Source organism: Pseudomonas sp. HLS-6 TE3448 (genome assembly GCF_053629555.1).
This window is the reverse complement of record NZ_JBRJIO010000001.1, coordinates 2447895-2464725: the sequence shown is the minus strand read 5'-3', so window position 1 is coordinate 2464725 and position 16831 is coordinate 2447895. Positions and strand designations below refer to the sequence as shown.

Sequence of the window (16831 nt, the reverse complement as noted above, 5' to 3'; positions counted from 1 at the left end):
GATGAGCCTGACCCTGGATAAACAGGCGCCCGCACAACACGAGCCTGCGCTGCGACGCTTCTCCAACCTGCTCTACCGACGGCCGAACCTGTACCTGGCCTTGCTGCTGGTGCCGCCACTGATCTGGTTCGGAGCGATTTACCTGGGTTCACTGCTGACGTTGCTCTGGCAAGGGTTCTACACCTTCGACGACTTCACCATGGCGGTCACCCCCGAGCTGACCCTGGCGAACTTCACCGCCCTGTTCAACCCGTCAAACTTCGACATCATCCTGCGCACCCTGGGTATGGCCGTCGCGGTCTCCTTGGCCAGTGCAGTGGTGGCATTCCCGATTGCCTACTACATGGCGCGCTATACCAGTGGCAAGACCAAGGCCTTTTTCTACATTGCCGTGATGATGCCCATGTGGGCCAGCTACATCGTCAAGGCCTATGCCTGGACCCTGCTGCTGGCCAAGGGCGGGGTTGCCCAGTGGTTCATTCAGCAACTGAATCTGGAGCCGGTACTGCATGTCATCCTCGGTATTCCGGGCGTTGGCGGCAGCACCCTGTCGACCTCGCACCTGGGCCGTTTTCTGGTGTTTGTCTACATCTGGCTACCGTTCATGATCCTGCCGATCCAGGCATCGCTGGAACGCCTGCCGCCCTCATTGCTGCAAGCCTCGGCGGACTTGGGCGCCAAACCCCGGCAAACCTTCATGCAGGTCATCCTGCCGCTGTCGATACCGGGCATTGCCGCCGGTTCGATCTTCACCTTCTCGCTGACCCTGGGCGATTTCATCGTGCCGCAACTGGTCGGCCCGCCCGGCTACTTCATTGGCAGCATGGTGTATGCCCAGCAAGGCGCTATCGGCAACATGCCGATGGCCGCAGCCTTTACCCTGGTGCCAATCGTGCTGATTGCCATCTACTTGTCCATCGTCAAACGACTGGGGGCCTTCGATGCACTCTGAAAAAGCGTCCCTGGGCCTGCGCCTGGCCGCCTGGGGCGGGCTAGTGTTCCTGCACTTCCCGATCCTGATCATCTTCCTCTACGCCTTCAACACTGAAGACGCCGCCTTCAGTTTTCCACCTAAGGGCTTCACCCTGAAGTGGATCAGCGTGGCGTTCTCGCGCCCCGACGTGCTGGAGTCGATCAAGCTCTCGTTGCAGGTCGCCTGCATGGCCACCCTGATTGCCCTGGTACTGGGAACCCTGGCCTCGGCGGCCCTGTACCGGCGCAGTTTCTTTGGCAAGGAAAGCATCTCGCTGATGCTGATCCTGCCGATTGCCCTGCCTGGCATCATCACCGGTATAGCCCTGCTCTCCGCGTTCAAGCGCCTGGGCATCGAACCGGGCATTTTCACCATCGTGGTTGGCCACGCCACCTTCTGCGTGGTGATCGTCTACAACAACGTCATCGCTCGCCTGCGCCGAACCTCGCAAAGCCTGATCGAGGCGTCCATGGACCTGGGTGCCGATGGCTGGCAGACCTTCCGCTTCATCGTTCTGCCCAACCTGGGTTCAGCCCTGTTGGCTGGCGGGATGCTGGCCTTTGCCCTGTCGTTCGATGAAATCATCGTCACCACCTTTACCGCCGGCCATGAGCGCACCCTGCCGATCTGGCTGCTCAATCAGCTCAGCCGGCCACGCGATGTACCTGTCACTAACGTCGTTGCAATGCTGGTGATGCTGGTGACCATGCTGCCGATCCTTGGCGCCTACTACCTGACCCGCGGCGGCGAAAGCGTTGCCGGCAGCGGCAAATAACTCCTGGAGGACTCGAACATGCAAACCAAACTGCTGATCAACGGCCAACTGGTTGCCGGCGAAGGTAGCGCCTACCCAGTGATCAACCCGGCACAGGGCAGCGTGCTGGTAGAAATCAATGAAGCCAGCGAAGCGCAGGTCGACAGCGCCGTCCGCGCGGCAGACCTGGCCTTTGAAAGCTGGTCGCAGACGACGCCGAAAGACCGCTCACACCTGTTGCTGCAACTGGCCGATGCCATCGAAGCGCATGGTGGCGAGCTGGCAAAACTGGAGTCGGACAACTGCGGCAAACCGTACCACGCGGCCCTGAATGACGAGATCCCGGCCATTGCTGATGTGTTCCGCTTCTTCGCCGGTGCCAGCCGTTGCCTGAGCGGCTCGGCGGCGGGCGAGTATTTGCCGGGGCATACCTCGATGATCCGTCGCGACCCGATCGGTGTTGTTGCCTCCATCGCTCCGTGGAACTACCCGCTGATGATGGTCGCCTGGAAGATCGCCCCCGCGCTGGCCGCCGGCAATACCGTGGTGCTCAAGCCCTCGGAGCAGACCCCTCTGACGGCCCTGCGCCTGGCCGAACTGGCCGCCCCGATCTTTCCGGCAGGGGTCCTCAACATCCTGTTTGGCCGTGGCCCGAGTGTCGGCACGCCGCTGGTGACTCACCCGAAAGTGCGCATGGTCTCGCTGACCGGCTCCATTGCCACCGGCGCCAACATCATTTCCAGCACGTCCGACAGCGTGAAACGCATGCACATGGAACTGGGCGGCAAGGCACCGGTCATCATCTTTGACGACGCTGACATCGATGCCGCCGTCGAAGGCATCCGCACGTTCGGCTTCTACAACGCAGGCCAGGACTGCACTGCCGCCTGCCGCATCTACGCCCAGAGCGGTATCTATGAACGTTTTGTCGAGAAACTCGGCAAGGCGGTGTCCACCATCAAGTACGGCAAGCAAGGCGACCCCAGTACCGAACTCGGCCCATTGATCACCGCCCAGCACCGTGAACGCGTTGCCGGCTTCGTCGAGCGCGCGATTGCCCAGCCACATATCCGTCTGATCACGGGCGGCAAATCAGTGCCTGGCCATGGTTTCTTCTTCGAGCCAACCGTACTGGCCGACGCCCAGCAGGACGATGAAATCGTCCGCCGTGAAGTGTTTGGCCCAGTGGTTTCCGTGACCCGGTTCGAGGATGAAACACAAGTAGTGGCCTGGGCCAACGACTCCGACTACGGCCTGGCCTCCTCACTCTGGACCGCCGACGTGGGCCGTGCACACCGTATCTCGGCACGCCTTCAGTACGGCTGCACCTGGGTGAACACCCACTTCATGCTGGTCAGTGAAATGCCGCACGGCGGGCAAAAGCTGTCCGGGTACGGCAAGGACATGTCGATGTACGGGCTAGAGGACTACACCTGCATTCGCCATGTGATGTTCAAGCACTGATCGCCCAATCGCAGGCAAGCCCAAATGGCAGCAGCGGGCTTGCCTGCGATGTTTTCCAGAGCATCGACGATGAAGGCTCGCCTTCAATCGCGCAAATCTGACTCGTGAATCGGCTGCTCGCGGCTGGTGGCTCGCTGGTATTGTGCAGGCCAGACCGCCTTGTTACCGCCCAGGTCATCATCGGCATGCAGCGGCCAATAAGGATCGCGCAGCAGCTCTCGGGCCAGCAGGATAATGTCGGCCTGACCGGTGCGCAGGATATGTTCGGCCTGAGCCGGCTCGGTGATCATGCCCACTGTGCCTGTAGCGATTTCCGACTCCTTGCGTACCCGCTCGGCGAATCGGGTCTGGTAGCCTGGCCCGATCGGGATTTCGGCATGTACGGAGGTCCCGCCGGAGGACACATCAATCAAATCGACCCCCAGGGCTTTCAAGCGTCTGGCCAATTCGACGGTTTCATCCGGGTTCCAGCCATCCTCGACCCAATCAGTGGCCGACACCCTTACGAATACGGGCAGATCACGGGGCCAGACCTCACGGACAGCTTCGGTGACCTGCAGCGTCAAGCGAATTCGGTTTTCAAAGCTGCTGCCGTACTCATCACGGCGCTGATTGCTCAAGGGCGACAGGAACTGGTGCAGTAGATAACCATGGGCGGCATGCACCTCGACCACTTTGAAGCCGGCCGTCAACGCACGCTTGGCCGCACTGACGAAGGCCTGAATCACCTCGTGAATCTGCGCCACGCTCAATTCACTGGGGGCGGTGTGCTCAGGGTCGAAGGCAATTTTCGACGGCCCCACCGGTACCCAGCCACCGTCTTCGGGTTTGACGCTGCCACGCTTGCCAAGCCAGGGCCGATGGGTACTGGCCTTACGTCCGGCATGCGCCAGCTGAATGCCGGGTACCGCGCCTTGGGCCGTTATGAACCGGGTAATACGTTGCAATGGGCCGATCTGTGCATCGTTCCACAGGCCAAGGTCCTGAGCGGTGATCCGGCCTTCGGCGGTGATCGCAGTCGCTTCAGTAAAGACCAACCCGGCACCGCCGACCGCGCGGCTCCCCAGATGTACAAGATGCCAGTCATTGGCCAGCCCATCCGCGGCCGAATACTGGCACATGGGTGATACGGCGATTCGGTTGGGCAGGGTCAGTTGGCGCAGGGTGTAGGGCTCAAGCAGCAAGCTCATGGGGCACCTCTCAAATTAAGTGGTAAGGCTCCAGAGGCATTGATCGGCCGACCACAGAATCTTCCCCGCAGGCTCTTCGACCCGATCAACCCTTTTTAGAGCCTAGACCACTTTGCTCCCTGCAATCAGCGCGGCTCCATATGGACGATCATCAATTGCACGGTTTCCTGCCCTCGGAACTCGTTAAGGTCGAGTTTGTAGGCCAGCTCCACCCAACGCACGGTAGGGTTGGGCCAGATATCCCGATCAATGCCAAAGGCAATACCGTCGAGCTTGACCGAGCCACACTCACTCTTGAGCACCACTTTCAGGTGGCGCTCCCCCACCACCCGCTGCTCGACCAGTTGAAACACCCCGTGAAACAGCGGTTCAGGGAAGTGTTGCCCCCATGGGCCGGCATGACGCAACGCCCGCGCCAGCTCCAGGTGAAACTCCTCCGCCGAAAGGCTGCCGTCGGACAACAACCGACCGGTCAGGTCGTCTTCACGCAATTGCCGACGCACTTCCTCATCAAAGGCCTGAGCGAACGCCGGAAAGTGTTCTGCCGGTAATGACAGACCGGCCGCCATCGCGTGGCCACCGAACTTGCTGATCAACTGTGGATGACGAGCAGCTACCGCGTCCAGTGCATCGCGGATATGGAACCCCGGCACCGAGCGGGCCGAGCCCTTGAGCATGCCCTCACCGGCATCGGCAAAGGCGATGGTCGGGCGGTGGTAACGCTCCTTCAGTCGCGAGGCGAGAATACCGATGACGCCTTGGTGCCAGTCGGGCTCGAACAGGCACAGGCCGAACGGCATCGACTCCAGTGGCAAGTCCTTGAGCTGGGCCAGCGCCTCACGCTGCATGCCCTGCTCGATGGATTTGCGGTCCTGGTTCAACTCGTCAAGTTGGGTAGCCATTTCCTGCGCCTGGCCCGCATCCTCGCTGAGCAGGCATTCAATGCCCAGGCTCATGTCATCCAGACGCCCGGCCGCATTGAGCCGTGGCCCAAGAATGAACCCAAGGTCAGTCGAGGTAATACGCCGATGGTCACGTCGGGCCACTTCCAGAATGGCCTTGAGCCCAGGCCGGGCCCGCCCGGCGCGGATGCGCTCCAGGCCCTGATGCACCAGAATGCGGTTGTTCGCATCCAGTGGCACAACGTCGGCGACGCTGCCCAGGGCCACCAGATCAAGCAGTTCGCCGATGTTCGGCTGCGGCCGGTTGGCGTAATGCCCGAGGCTGCGCAGCCGCGCCCGCAGCGCCATCAGCACATAGAAGATCACCCCCACCCCGGCCAATGCCTTGCTCGGGAAGGTGCAGCCCGGCTGGTTCGGGTTGACGATGGCATCCGCTGCCGGCAGTTCGTTGCCGGGCAAATGGTGATCGGTCACCAATACCTTGAGCCCCGCGGCCTTGGCTGCCGCCACGCCCTCGACACTGGAGATGCCGTTGTCCACGGTAATCAGCAACTGAGGCTGACGCTCGAGGGCTACTGCAACGATTTCCGGGGTCAGGCCGTAACCGAACTCGAAACGGTTGGGCACCAGGTAATCGACGTGGGCCGCCCCCAGCAAACGCAAACCGAGTATGCCCACCGTGCTGGCGGTGGCGCCGTCGGCATCGAAGTCACCGACAATCAGAATACGCTGGCGCTGCTCCAGGGCTTCGACCAGCAGGTCGACCGCCGCATCAATGCCCTTCATCTGCTGGTACGGCAACAGGCGCGCCAGGCTTTTATCCAGCTCGGCCTCGGACTGCACGCCACGCGCAGCGTACAAACGGGTCAACAGGGGTGGCAGATCGCCAAGGAACGGCAATGTGGTCGGCAAGGGCCGCGGTTCGATACGCATGGGGCTAAAAGGGCTTCTCTGGCATTCGGGAAAACGAAGGGTGGGCTCAGACGCGCTCGCCGAGCAGCCACTCCAACTGAACTTCATGCTGACCGCGATCATCGGTGACGAAAATGGTCCCTTCACTGATCATCACGTCCCACTTGATTGCACGAGGCATGTCCGTGGCCAGCGTCTCCAGCACGTCCTGGGGCACCGCTGCGATGTTGACGTTTTTCAGCCCCTTGACCGCATCGACGACCTTGGTTTGCCAGACACGCAAGCTGCCATAGGCCAACAGGCTGGTGCGCTCTGTGCGTCGCGAGCACCAGGTCAGGCGTTCGGCATCTGGCTGACCAACTTCAATCCAGTGCAGGACGCGATCATCCAGGCTCTTTTCCCAGAGTGCCGGCTCGTCGACGTCCGACAAGCCTCGGCCGAACGCCAACTGCTCGTTGTACCAGAAGGCATAAGCCAGCAGGCGTACGGCCATGCGCTCTTCGGTTTCCGAAGGATGGCGGGCGATGGTCTGCTTGACGCTTTCATACACACCGCGATCGAGGTCAGTAAGATTCAGTTCAAACTTGTAGGTAGTGGACGGCTGGGCCATGAACGGGCTTCTTGCGAAAAAAGAAAGTCGCCCAGTCTAACCGATCTCGACACCCAGTCCCTTACAAACCTGCGCCAGAGCAGTATCTGTCGTCGCACAGCTGTGATAAAAACAGTGCTCTGCCCAGTTGCAACGGATGCCTAATGTCTACGCCCAGCAAACCACTCGCCGGCTTGAAAGTCATCGAACTTGGCACCCTGATCGCCGGCCCCTTTGCCTCGCGTATCTGCGCCGAGTTCGGCGCCGAGGTGATCAAGGTCGAGTCCCCGGATGGCGGCGACCCGTTACGCAAATGGCGCAAGCTGTATGAAGGAACCTCGCTGTGGTGGTTCGTGCAGGCACGCAACAAGAAGTCGCTGACACTGAACCTGAAACACCCCGAAGGCCTGGGCATCCTCAAGCAGTTGCTCAGCGACGCAGACATCCTGATCGAGAACTTCCGCCCCGGCGTACTGGAAAAGCTCGGGCTGGGCTGGGATACCCTGCATGCACTAAACCCGAAACTGGTCATGGTGCGGCTTTCCGGCTTCGGTCAGACCGGCCCGATGAAAGACCAACCCGGCTTCGGTGCCGTCGGCGAGTCCATGGGCGGGCTGCGCTACATCACCGGTTTCGAGGACCGCCCGCCTGTACGCACCGGCATCTCCATCGGCGACTCCATCGCCGCCTTGTGGGGCGTGATTGGCGCACTGATGGCCCTGCGTCATCGCGAAGTCAATGGCGGCCAGGGCCAAGTGGTCGACGTTGCGCTGTATGAAGCCATCTTTGCCATGATGGAAAGCATGGTCCCGGAGTTCGACGTGTTCGGTTTCATTCGTGAACGCACCGGCAACATCATGCCCGGCATCACACCGTCATCGATCCATACCAGTGCCGACGGCAAGCACGTACAGATCGGCGCCAATGGCGATGCGATCTTCAAGCGCTTCATGCACGCGATTGGGCGCGACGACCTGGCCGACGATCCGGCACTGGCCAGCAACGATGGCCGCGACCTGCGCCGTGACGAACTCTATGGTGTGATCGACCGCTGGGCCCAGAGCCTGCCACTGGACGCCCTGATGCAGACGCTGAACGATGCACAGGTGCCCGCCAGCCGCATCTACTCTGCCGAAGACATGTTCAGCGACCCTCAATTCCTCGCTCGCGAGATGTTCCTACAGGCCAAGCTGCCCGATGGCAAGCCCTTCAAGATGCCTGGCATCGTGCCCAAACTGTCCGAAACGCCCGGCTCAAGCGATTGGGTGGGCCCCGAGCTGGGCGCCCATACCGATGCCCTGCTGAACGACCTGGGCTATGACCCACAGGCGGTCGCCCGCCTGCGCGAGCAGGGCGCGGTCTGAACAGGGCGCGCAAACGGAGCATGCTCGGCGCTGTGCTGGGCATACTGCTCGGCATTGCCCTGCCGACTTCCGCCTGGGCCAAGGAAACGCTGATTTGGCTACTGCGCGACCTTCCGCCACTGACAATCTTTGAAGGCCCACAGAAAGGCCAGGGTGTGGTCGACCTGTTACTCAAAGAGCTGATCGCCAATATGCCCGAGTACGATCACAGTATCCTCAGGGTGAACCGCGCACGTGCCCTGCAAATGCTGCAAGCGCCGACCTTCACCTGCGACCCGACGTTGATCTGGACACCTGAACGCGACCGCTATGTAACGTATTCAATCCCGAACCTCGGCGCATTGAGTAACGGCCTGGTGGTGCGCAAACAGGACGCCTCGCTGATCACGCCGTTTCTCAAGGATGGCAAGGTCGACCTGGAAGCGCTGCTTGCCAGTCGCTTGCTCAAACTCGGCATCGTCGCCGAACGCAGCTACGGCCCGGTCATCGATGACATGTTGAAAGCCGCGCCTCAGGAGACCCTGAGTCGACACTATGGCAACGATGCCGTGACCAACCTGCTGCAGATGCAGCATCTAGGGCGCCTGCACCTGTTACTGGGCTATCTGCCGGAAATCCGCTACCTGAGCAAAGAGCAGCAACTGAACGCGGACCACCTGACGGTATACCCGCTCAAAGGCCTCCCACGCTATCAGTTCACCCACGTCGGCTGTTCAGATACCCCGCAAGGTAACGAGGCCATCAAGCACATTGATCAGTTGCTGCAGTCACTGCGTCAGGACCTGATGCCAACAGCCTACGCCCGCTGGCTGGATCCGGAGCTGCGCGACAGCTACCTGAATCACGCCCGGCACTTTTTCGATCAGCGGGCAGCAGACGCTGCGGCGCAGACGCCTTGAGTCGACATGAGCGACTGGGGCCGTGCGCTGCCACATGAATACCCTTCACGGTAGCGACGCAACTGCTGGTCCAGCGCCGGCACCGTAACAGGCCATGGCAGGCCACCCAACACCCATACCCCTTGCGCGCGCGCCCTGCTGCAGAGGCTGTTGGGTGACGTAGGATCTAGCTCACCGACAACGAGCAGCGCCCTGACGCCCGAGTGATCGAGCAGGTACGCCAGCAATGCCTCACTCGCCTGCTCAGACATGGCGTCATCACAGATCAACAGGTCGACCTGCTTGCAACGCGTCAGTACGTCCATGGCTGATGCCAGGGTGTCAGCGGTGAGCACGTTGAACACCCCATTGGCGTTGAGCATTTGATGCAATGCCATCAGCTGAAAGGGCTGCTCTTGAAGCACCAGTACTTTAAGGGTTTGCATGGCGGTTTTCCTGTAGCAGGCGTGATCGGTCGAACACGCGGGTACACTCTAGAAAACCCCTCACAGACATCCCATAGGACAATTCCGAAACACTGCCGGGATAAGTCCACAATCAACTCACCATAAACACGAGCGAAAAAAAACCCGTCAAATGACGGGTTTTTCTCTTCTCGGATCAGCCGATTACAGCGGCTTGCCGCGATTGCCATGCTGGCTGACGAAGGCTTGTACAGCCTTCAGGTCATTCGCCAACACCGTGCATTTCTCTTCACGGCTGAACAGATCGGCCAGGTGAGCGGGCAGCTCAAGTGCCTTGCCAACACCCGCCTTCTCTACCGCTTCCGGGAACTTGACCGGGTGCGCTGTGCCCAGAACCACCATCGGAGTGTCCAGGCTACGACGGCACTCACGAGCGGCTTTGACGCCGATAGCGGTGTGCGGGTCGAGTACTTCACCGGTCTGGGCAAAGACGTCAGCGATGGTTTCGCAGGTTTGCGCGTCGTCGACCGCCAACGAGTCGAACAGCTTGCGCGCTTCGGTCCAGCGATCCTGCTCGACGCTGAAACCGCCGCCCTGCTTGAAGTTGTCCATCAACTCAGCGATGGCCGCACCGTTACGACCATGCAGGTCGAACAGCAGACGCTCGAAGTTCGACGAAACCATGATGTCCATCGACGGCGACAGGGTCGCGTGCAGGGTTTCCTTGACGTACTGATTACCGCTCATGAAGCGGTGCAGGATGTCGTTGCGGTTGGTCGCGACGATCAGTTGGCTGATCGGCAGGCCCATGTTACGTGCCAGGTAGCCGGCGAAGATGTCACCGAAGTTACCGGTTGGCACCGAGAAGGCAACCGAACGCGCCGGGCCGCCCAACTGCAGGGCAGCGTGGAAGTAGTAGACGATCTGGGCCATGATCCGCGCCCAGTTGATCGAGTTCACGGCAACCAGGCGCGTGCCCTTGAGGAAGCCCTGGTCAGCGAAGCTGGCCTTGACCATTTCCTGGCAGTCATCGAAGTTACCTTCGATGGCGATGTTGTGGATGTTCTCACCGAAGATGGTTGTCATCTGGCGGCGCTGAACCTCGGAAACACGCTGGTGCGGGTGCAGGATGAAGATATCGACGTTGTCGCAACGACGGCAACCTTCGATAGCGGCCGAGCCGGTGTCGCCGCTGGTAGCACCGATAATCACCACGCGCTCGCCGCGCTTGACCAGAACGTGGTCAAGCAGGCGACCCAGCAGTTGCAGGGCGAAATCCTTGAATGCCAGGGTCGGGCCGTGGAACAGTTCAAGCACCCACTCGTTGCTGTTCAGCTGACGCAGCGGAGCAACGGCTGCGTGGGCGAACTCACCGTAGGTTTCTTCGAGAATCTTCTTGAAATCGGCATCGGCAATGCTGCCGGTGACGAACGGGCGCATCACTCGGAATGCCAGTTCGTGGTACGGCAGACCAGCCCAGGAAGCGATCTCTTCCTGGGTGAAGCGTGGCAGGTTCTCAGGCACGTACAGGCCGCCATCGCTGGCGAGACCTGCCAGCAACACGTCTTCAAAATTCAGGGCCGGTGCCTGGCCGCGGGTACTGATGTAACGCATGACCTATTCCTCTAACGCAAAGACTGCTCAGTTCAGTTGTTCGACGCGAATACGCACCACGTTGCCCACGACATCCTGCAGGGCTTCCAGCGCGGTGATGGCGTCGTTCATACGCTGCTCGAGCACTCGGTGAGTCAGCAGGATCATCGGTACCAGGCCGTCGTGTTCCTCGACTTCCTTCTGCATGATCGATTCGATATTGATACCGCGCTCCGACAGGATGCTCGCCACCTGGGCCAGCACGCCCGGATGATCCTTGGCCTGAATACGCAAGTAGTAAGCACTTTCGCAGGCTTCGATCGGCAGAATCGGGTGAGCAGACAGCGAGTCTGGCTGGAACGCCAGGTGCGGCACACGGTTTTCCGGGTCCGAGGTCATGGCACGAACCACGTCCACCAGGTCGGCAATAACCGAGGAGGCGGTCGGCTCCATGCCGGCACCCGCGCCGTAGAACAAGGTCGAACCCGCCGCATCGCCATTGACCATCACAGCGTTCATCACGCCGTTGACATTGGCGATCAGGCGGTCCGACGGAATCAGGGTCGGATGGACGCGCAGCTCGATACCATTGGCAGTGCTGCGGGCCACGCCCAGGTGCTTGATGCGATAGCCCAGTGCCTCGGCGTAGTTGACGTCAGCCGTGGTCAACTTGGTGATGCCTTCGGTATAGGCTTTGTCGAACTGCAGCGGAATACCAAAGGCGATGGACGCCAGAATGGTCAGCTTGTGCGCCGCGTCGATACCTTCGACGTCGAAGGTCGGATCGGCTTCGGCGTAGCCCAATGCCTGGGCTTCGGCCAGCACATCAGGGAATGCACGGCCTTTCTCGCGCATTTCGGTGAGGATGAAGTTACCGGTGCCGTTGATGATCCCGGCAACCCAGTTGATGCGGTTGGCCGAGAGGCCTTCGCGAATCGCCTTGATCACCGGAATGCCGCCTGCAACGGCAGCTTCGAAGGCGACGATAACGCCCTTCTCGCGGGCCTTGGCGAAAATCTCGTTGCCATGCACTGCGATCAGCGCCTTGTTCGCGGTGACCACGTGCTTGCCATTCTCGATGGCCTTGAGCACCAGATCGCGGGCGATGGTGTAACCGCCGATCAACTCGATGACGATATCAATCTCAGGGTTGCTCGCGACCTCGAACACGTCAGCGGTAATGGGGGTACCGGTAATCTGGCAATTCGGGTTTTGCGAACGCATGGCAATTTGTGCCACTTCGATTCCACGCCCGGCGCGGCGGGCAATCTCCTCGGCGTTACGCTGAAGTACATTGAAGGTACCGCCACCGACGGTCCCCAACCCACAGATGCCTACTTTGACCGGTTTCACTGTGAACTCCCCATTAAACGACCGGCATGAGGCCGGTCGTGAAAACAGCCACGACCTCAGGTCGCGGCTCGCGATTGAATTACTTGTCGGCCAACGCCAGCTTGGCTACTTGCGCAGCTGGTTGGTAACCTGGAATCACCTGACCGTTCTCCAGCACGATGGCTGGTGTACCGTTGACGCCGATCGACTGACCCAGCTGGAACTGCTTGCTGACCGGGTTGGCACACTTGGCCGCCTTGATTTCCTTGCCGTCGATCATCTTGTCCAGTGCGCCCTTGCGGTCGCTGGAACACCAGACCGCCTGCAACTGCTCATCGCCCGGTGAGCCAAGGCCCTGACGCGGGAAAGCAACATAACGCACTTCAATACCGCGCTTGTTCAACTCAGGCACTTCGGCGTGCAGCTTGTGGCAGTACGGGCAGGTGGTGTCGGTAAAAACGGTAATGTGCGACTTGGCTTGGCCAACCGCAGGATAAACCACCATTTCCCCGGCTGGAATGCCGTTGATGGTCTTGGCGATTGCCTGGCGCTCGGCTTTCTCGGTCAGGTTGACCGGCTTGCCATCCTGGATCTGAAACAGGTAGCCCTGCATGACAAACTGGCCATCGGCACTGGCATAGAGCACACGGCCGCCCTTGAGCTTGACCTCATACAGGCCATTGAGCGGGCTGGCCGCAACGCTCTCCACTGGCACATCCAGCTCAAGCGACTGCAGGGTCTTGCGAATGGTCTGCTCGGCCTCATCGGCAGCCGCGGCAAAGGTACTGACCAACGCCAGTGCGGCGGCGGCAAAAATCTGGGTCACGCGCATGGGAACTCCTGAAGGCGGACAAGGGCTCTGGACAGCCAGACCGTGCTGGAAACACGCGGGGCCATCGCCTGAAAAGCTAAACCGTCCAAGCCTACCACAGAAGCCGCGCCACTCCGACTGTGTACGACATATGCCCTCAACCCCGCGGGTGATGCTGTGCATGCAGTTCCTGCAAGCGTGCCCTGGCCACGTGGGTATAGATTTGCGTGGTCGACAGGTCGCTGTGCCCCAACAGCATCTGCACTACGCGCAGGTCTGCGCCGTGATTGAGCAAATGGGTGGCAAACGCATGGCGCAAGGTATGCGGTGACAATGCCTTGTCGATCCCGGCGACCAGCGCCTGGTGCTTGATCCGATGCCAGAACGTCTGACGGGTCATCTGCTCACCGCGCTGACTCGGAAACAGCACATCGCTAGGACGCTCACCCAGCAGCTCATTGCGGCCGCTACGCAAAAACCGCTCGACCCACACCACCGCCTCCTCCCCCATCGGCACCAGGCGCTCCTTGCTGCCCTTGCCCATCACCCGCAATACCCCCTGGCGCAGGTTGACCTGGTCAAGGGTCAGGCTGACCAGCTCGGTCACCCGCAAACCACAGGCGTACAGCACTTCGAGCATGGCACGGTCACGCTGGCCAATAGGCTGGCTGAGGTCGGGGGCCTTCAGCAGCGCTTCGACATCAGCTTCCGATAGCGACTTGGGCAGTGGCCTGCCCAACTGTGGCATCTCCACCAACAATGTAGGGTCGGTAGCAATCAGCTTCTCCCGCAACAGGTAACGGTAGAAGCCACGCAAGCCCGATAGAAACCGCGCTGTCGAACGCGGCTTGTAAGCCTGATCGAGGCGCCAGGCCAAATGATCGAGAATCAACTCTCGGCCAGCATCAGGCAACGCAATGCCTTTTTCCTGAAGCCAGCCGTTAAACAACGCCAGGTCGCTTCGATAGGACTCACGGGTATTGTCGGCCAGGCCCTTTTCCAACCACAGGGCATCGAGGAACTGGTCAATCAGCGGGTGTTCTAGAGCGGGCATGTGAACTCGATGGCAGGCAAACGAAACAACGTAATGCCTTTAGTCTTCCATAACACTGCCAGCCTGGGAAACCCGAATGAACAAACGCTGCATGCGTCAGCCTGCACCCCCAGGCCTCAGCTAGAACCCTGGCAGTACAGGAACCGGGCGCTTCTCCTCGTCTATCGCAACAAAGCTGAACAGGCCATGGATAGCCTTTTCACGCCCATCGCAGGTCATGCTCTCGACAAAGACTTCAACTTCAACCTTGAGGCTGGTGTTACCCACCTTGACCACTCGCCCCACCAACTCAACAATCGAACCCGCCGCGATCGGGTGTTTGAAATCGATACGGTCAGTGGAGACGGTAACCAGCGGCAACCGGCAAAAACGCGTGGCCGCGATGAACGACACTTCATCCATCCAGGCCAGCGCGGTGCCACCGAACAAGGTGTTGTGGTGGTTGGTGGTCGACGGGAATACCGCCTTGGTTACACGGGTCACCGACAATTCGGTACGACGCTCGATTTCCTGCTCTCTACTACTCATCAACATCACATTTTGGAAAAATTTCGGGCAACAAAAAAGCAGCCCGAAGGCTGCTTTTTTCGCATGGCGGCCGCAGCCGCCGGTCAAACTGGACTTAAGCCAGTTTTTCCTTGATGCGAGCGGCTTTACCGGACAGGTCGCGCAGGTAGTACAGCTTGGCTTTACGCACGTCACCACGACGTTTCACGGCCAGGCTGTCGATTTGCGGGCTGTAGGTCTGGAAAGTACGCTCAACGCCAACACCGTTGGAGATCTTGCGAACAGTGAAAGCACTGTTCAGACCACGGTTACGCTTGGCGATAACAACGCCTTCGAAAGCCTGCAGACGAGCGCGATCACCTTCCTTCACTTTCACCTGAACGACGATGGTGTCGCCCGGGGCAAAGGTCGGGATCTCTTTGGTCATCTGCTCAGCTTCGATCTGCTGAATGATTTTGTTGGTCATGCTGTGCTCCTAAGGTAAATCGTCGGATCTACCATCGATACGTTAACTATCGTCCCGCCCGCGGAGATACTCCTCGAGCAGCTTCTTCTCTTCTCCAGAAAGTGAGCGACTTTCCAGAAGATCGGCGCGTCGTTCATAGGTCCGCCCAAGGGACTGCTGTAAACGCCATCGCCGGATGTGTGCATGGTTGCCACTTAGCAACACGTCGGGAACACGCTGATCCGCATACACCTCCGGACGGGTGTAATGCGGGCAATCAAGCAGACCATCGGTGAAGGAGTCTTCCTCCGCCGAGTCCGCATGCCCTAAAGCTCCGGGCAGCAGCCGCGTAACCGCATCGATCAGTACCATCGCCGGCAGCTCGCCGCCAGACAGGACATAGTCACCAATCGACCACTCTTCATCGACATGAGCTTCAATAAAACGCTCGTCAATGCCTTCATAACGACCGGCAATCAGAATCAACGATTCAGACTTGGCCAGGTCTTTAACCGCCGACTGAGTCAGCCTACGGCCTTGTGGCGACAGGTAAATAACCTTCGCCGCCCCCCCGATTGCCTGCCTGGCATTCACCAAGGCATCTTCCAGAGGCTTGATCTTCATTACCATCCCCGGACCACCGCCAAACGGCCGATCATCCACCGTATGGTGACGATCTGTGGTGTAGTCCCGCGGGTTCCAGCAGGTCAGTTGCAACAACCCCTGTTTCACCGCGCGGCTGGTAATGCCGTACTCACTGATGGCCGAGAACATCTCGGGGAACAACGTGATGACTTCTACGCGCAGGCTCGCCATTGCTTAGAAATCCGCGTCCCAATCCACCCTCATTTCACCTGCACCCAGGTCGATAGCCAGCACGCATTGCTCTGTATAGGGCAACAACCGCTCGCGATCATCCAGGCTGCCAGCACAGGGCTTGACCACCATTACATCGTTCGCGCCGGTCTCCAACAGGTGATCGATCTTCCCGAACAGTTGCCCGAGTTGGTCGATGACTTTCAGACCCACCAGCTGGTACCAGTAGTACTCGCCGTTGGTCAGGTTGGGCAAAAGGCTACGTGAGATGCAAATCTCATAACCGCTCAGAAGACGCGCTTCATCACGATCATCGAGCCCCTTGAGCTTCGCGACCAGGTCCTTTTGAGTGGAACGGCCACTGACCAGCTCTACCTGTTTTACCGAACCGTCACGACGAAGCGTCCAGTTACGGTACGACAACAGGTTTTCAATCGGATCGGTAAAGGAATAAACCTTCACCTCGCCGCGAACGCCGTGAACCGAAAAAATCTTGCCAACAACGATCAGGTCATCAGCACTTTCTGGCGTCGCGTTCATACTGCTCAGGCAGCAGCCTTAGCAGCGTCCTTCAGCAGCTGAGCAACACGCTCAGACGGCTGTGCACCTTGGCTCAGCCAGTAGGTGGCGCGCTCTTGGTTCACGGACAGACGAACTTCACCACCGGCAGCAACCGGGTTGAAGAAGCCAATACGCTCAACGAAACGACCGTCGCGCGCATTGCGGCTGTTGGTCACGGTGAGGTGGTAGAACGGGCGCTTTTTGGAGCCGCCACGGGCAAGACGGATGGTTACCATGTGAACATCATTCCTGTAGTCGGTG

At 59.9% G+C, this 16831-nt stretch carries 18 protein-coding genes; 5 read left to right on the top strand and 13 right to left on the bottom strand.

The window, feature by feature from the left end; genetic code table 11:
- Position 1 precedes the first annotated feature (1 nt).
- From AB7M23_RS11360 to AB7M23_RS11350, 3 genes are read left to right on the top strand one after another with little or no spacing between them, the layout of a single operon-like run.
- On the top strand, positions 2-952 hold the full coding sequence (locus AB7M23_RS11360; RefSeq protein WP_454240852.1) for an ABC transporter permease: 951 nt from the start codon (positions 2-4) through the stop codon (positions 950-952).
- Positions 942-1748 carry an ABC transporter permease gene (locus tag AB7M23_RS11355; protein ID WP_454240851.1) on the top strand — a complete coding sequence of 269 codons (807 nt, stop codon included), beginning with the start codon at positions 942-944 and terminating at the stop codon, positions 1746-1748. The genes AB7M23_RS11360 and AB7M23_RS11355 overlap by 11 nt, the downstream gene beginning before the upstream one ends.
- Before the next feature lie 18 nt (positions 1749-1766).
- The gene (locus AB7M23_RS11350) at positions 1767-3191 is read left to right on the top strand and encodes a gamma-aminobutyraldehyde dehydrogenase (RefSeq protein ID WP_454240850.1); all 1425 of its coding nucleotides are present in this window, start codon (positions 1767-1769) and stop codon (positions 3189-3191) included.
- Between the two features lie 83 nt (positions 3192-3274).
- On the opposite strand, the gene AB7M23_RS11345 is transcribed toward AB7M23_RS11350, so the two are convergent.
- From AB7M23_RS11345 to AB7M23_RS11335, 3 genes are all read right to left on the bottom strand, one after another.
- Entirely contained in the window at positions 3275-4381 is a 1107-nt protein-coding gene (locus tag AB7M23_RS11345; RefSeq protein ID WP_454240849.1) for an NADH:flavin oxidoreductase/NADH oxidase, read from the bottom strand.
- A 125-nt stretch (positions 4382-4506) separates the two neighbouring features.
- Positions 4507-6216, bottom strand: coding sequence for a single-stranded-DNA-specific exonuclease RecJ (recJ, locus tag AB7M23_RS11340; RefSeq protein WP_454240848.1), 1710 nt, complete (start codon positions 6214-6216; stop codon positions 4507-4509).
- Positions 6217-6262: 46 nt separating this feature from the next.
- Positions 6263-6805, bottom strand: a complete 543-nt coding sequence (locus AB7M23_RS11335) for a YaeQ family protein (protein WP_454240847.1) — start codon at positions 6803-6805, stop codon at positions 6263-6265.
- 143 nt (positions 6806-6948) lie between these two features.
- Between AB7M23_RS11335 and AB7M23_RS11330 the strand changes: the two genes are divergently transcribed.
- Positions 6949-8148: a CaiB/BaiF CoA transferase family protein gene (locus AB7M23_RS11330; protein WP_454240846.1), complete on the top strand. Its 1200-nt coding sequence runs from the start codon at positions 6949-6951 to the stop codon at positions 8146-8148.
- 20 nt (positions 8149-8168) lie between these two features.
- Entirely contained in the window at positions 8169-9047 is an 879-nt protein-coding gene (locus tag AB7M23_RS11325; RefSeq protein ID WP_454240845.1) for a TIGR02285 family protein, read from the top strand.
- Here AB7M23_RS11325 and AB7M23_RS11320 read toward each other — a convergent pair.
- The 10 genes from AB7M23_RS11320 to rpsP all read right to left on the bottom strand — a co-directional run bounded on the left by AB7M23_RS11320 (position 9011) and on the right by rpsP (position 16806).
- Entirely contained in the window at positions 9011-9472 is a 462-nt protein-coding gene (locus AB7M23_RS11320; protein ID WP_454240844.1) for a response regulator, read from the bottom strand. The two genes, AB7M23_RS11325 and AB7M23_RS11320, sit on opposite strands and share 37 nt — an antisense overlap.
- A gap of 183 nt (positions 9473-9655) precedes the next feature.
- A complete protein-coding gene (thrC, locus tag AB7M23_RS11315) occupies positions 9656-11065 on the bottom strand; it encodes a threonine synthase (RefSeq protein ID WP_065759957.1) in 1410 nt (469 codons plus the stop codon).
- Positions 11066-11092: 27 nt separating this feature from the next.
- Positions 11093-12397 carry a homoserine dehydrogenase gene (locus AB7M23_RS11310; protein WP_102052906.1) on the bottom strand — a complete coding sequence of 435 codons (1305 nt, stop codon included), beginning with the start codon at positions 12395-12397 and terminating at the stop codon, positions 11093-11095.
- 79 nt (positions 12398-12476) lie between these two features.
- On the bottom strand, positions 12477-13208 hold the full coding sequence (locus AB7M23_RS11305; RefSeq protein WP_065759959.1) for a thioredoxin fold domain-containing protein: 732 nt from the start codon (positions 13206-13208) through the stop codon (positions 12477-12479).
- Between the two features lie 136 nt (positions 13209-13344).
- Entirely contained in the window at positions 13345-14241 is an 897-nt protein-coding gene (gene xerD / locus AB7M23_RS11300) for a site-specific tyrosine recombinase XerD (protein WP_454240843.1), read from the bottom strand.
- Positions 14242-14361: 120 nt separating this feature from the next.
- Positions 14362-14769 (bottom strand): acyl-CoA thioesterase, encoded by a 408-nt coding sequence (locus AB7M23_RS11295; RefSeq protein ID WP_065759975.1) that lies wholly within the window; start codon positions 14767-14769, stop codon positions 14362-14364.
- A gap of 94 nt (positions 14770-14863) precedes the next feature.
- On the bottom strand, positions 14864-15214 hold the full coding sequence (gene rplS / locus AB7M23_RS11290) for a 50S ribosomal protein L19 (protein ID WP_065759961.1): 351 nt from the start codon (positions 15212-15214) through the stop codon (positions 14864-14866).
- Between the two features lie 42 nt (positions 15215-15256).
- Positions 15257-16009 carry a tRNA (guanosine(37)-N1)-methyltransferase TrmD gene (gene trmD / locus AB7M23_RS11285; RefSeq protein ID WP_454240842.1) on the bottom strand — a complete coding sequence of 251 codons (753 nt, stop codon included), beginning with the start codon at positions 16007-16009 and terminating at the stop codon, positions 15257-15259.
- A 3-nt stretch (positions 16010-16012) separates the two neighbouring features.
- Entirely contained in the window at positions 16013-16549 is a 537-nt protein-coding gene (rimM, locus tag AB7M23_RS11280; protein ID WP_099773676.1) for a ribosome maturation factor RimM, read from the bottom strand.
- Between the two features lie 5 nt (positions 16550-16554).
- Complete coding sequence (gene rpsP / locus AB7M23_RS11275; RefSeq protein WP_065759964.1) at positions 16555-16806, bottom strand: 30S ribosomal protein S16; 252 nt, start codon at positions 16804-16806, stop codon at positions 16555-16557.
- Between the last annotated feature and the right edge of the window lie 25 nt (positions 16807-16831).

Bases quoted from the DNA above. Each gene is read 5' to 3' on its own strand.
- AB7M23_RS11295 (WP_065759975.1), bottom strand. From the start codon at position 14,769: ATGAGTAGTAGAGAGCAGGAAATCGAGCGTCGTACCGAATTGTCGGTG.
- AB7M23_RS11330 (WP_454240846.1), top strand. From the start codon at position 6,949: ATGTCTACGCCCAGCAAACCACTCGCCGGCTTGAAAGTCATCGAACTT.
- thrC (WP_065759957.1), bottom strand. From the start codon at position 11,065: ATGCGTTACATCAGTACCCGCGGCCAGGCACCGGCCCTGAATTTTGAA.
- rimM (WP_099773676.1), bottom strand. From the start codon at position 16,549: ATGAACGCGACGCCAGAAAGTGCTGATGACCTGATCGTTGTTGGCAAG.
- AB7M23_RS11305 (WP_065759959.1), bottom strand. From the start codon at position 13,208: ATGCGCGTGACCCAGATTTTTGCCGCCGCCGCACTGGCGTTGGTCAGT.
- AB7M23_RS11350 (WP_454240850.1), top strand. From the start codon at position 1,767: ATGCAAACCAAACTGCTGATCAACGGCCAACTGGTTGCCGGCGAAGGT.
- xerD (WP_454240843.1), bottom strand. From the start codon at position 14,241: ATGCCCGCTCTAGAACACCCGCTGATTGACCAGTTCCTCGATGCCCTG.
- rpsP (WP_065759964.1), bottom strand. From the start codon at position 16,806: ATGGTAACCATCCGTCTTGCCCGTGGCGGCTCCAAAAAGCGCCCGTTC.
- trmD (WP_454240842.1), bottom strand. From the start codon at position 16,009: ATGGCGAGCCTGCGCGTAGAAGTCATCACGTTGTTCCCCGAGATGTTC.
- AB7M23_RS11325 (WP_454240845.1), top strand. From the start codon at position 8,169: ATGCTCGGCGCTGTGCTGGGCATACTGCTCGGCATTGCCCTGCCGACT.
- AB7M23_RS11355 (WP_454240851.1), top strand. From the start codon at position 942: ATGCACTCTGAAAAAGCGTCCCTGGGCCTGCGCCTGGCCGCCTGGGGC.
- AB7M23_RS11360 (WP_454240852.1), top strand. From the start codon at position 2: ATGAGCCTGACCCTGGATAAACAGGCGCCCGCACAACACGAGCCTGCG.
- AB7M23_RS11320 (WP_454240844.1), bottom strand. From the start codon at position 9,472: ATGCAAACCCTTAAAGTACTGGTGCTTCAAGAGCAGCCCTTTCAGCTG.
- AB7M23_RS11345 (WP_454240849.1), bottom strand. From the start codon at position 4,381: ATGAGCTTGCTGCTTGAGCCCTACACCCTGCGCCAACTGACCCTGCCC.
- recJ (WP_454240848.1), bottom strand. From the start codon at position 6,216: ATGCGTATCGAACCGCGGCCCTTGCCGACCACATTGCCGTTCCTTGGC.
- rplS (WP_065759961.1), bottom strand. From the start codon at position 15,214: ATGACCAACAAAATCATTCAGCAGATCGAAGCTGAGCAGATGACCAAA.
- AB7M23_RS11335 (WP_454240847.1), bottom strand. From the start codon at position 6,805: ATGGCCCAGCCGTCCACTACCTACAAGTTTGAACTGAATCTTACTGAC.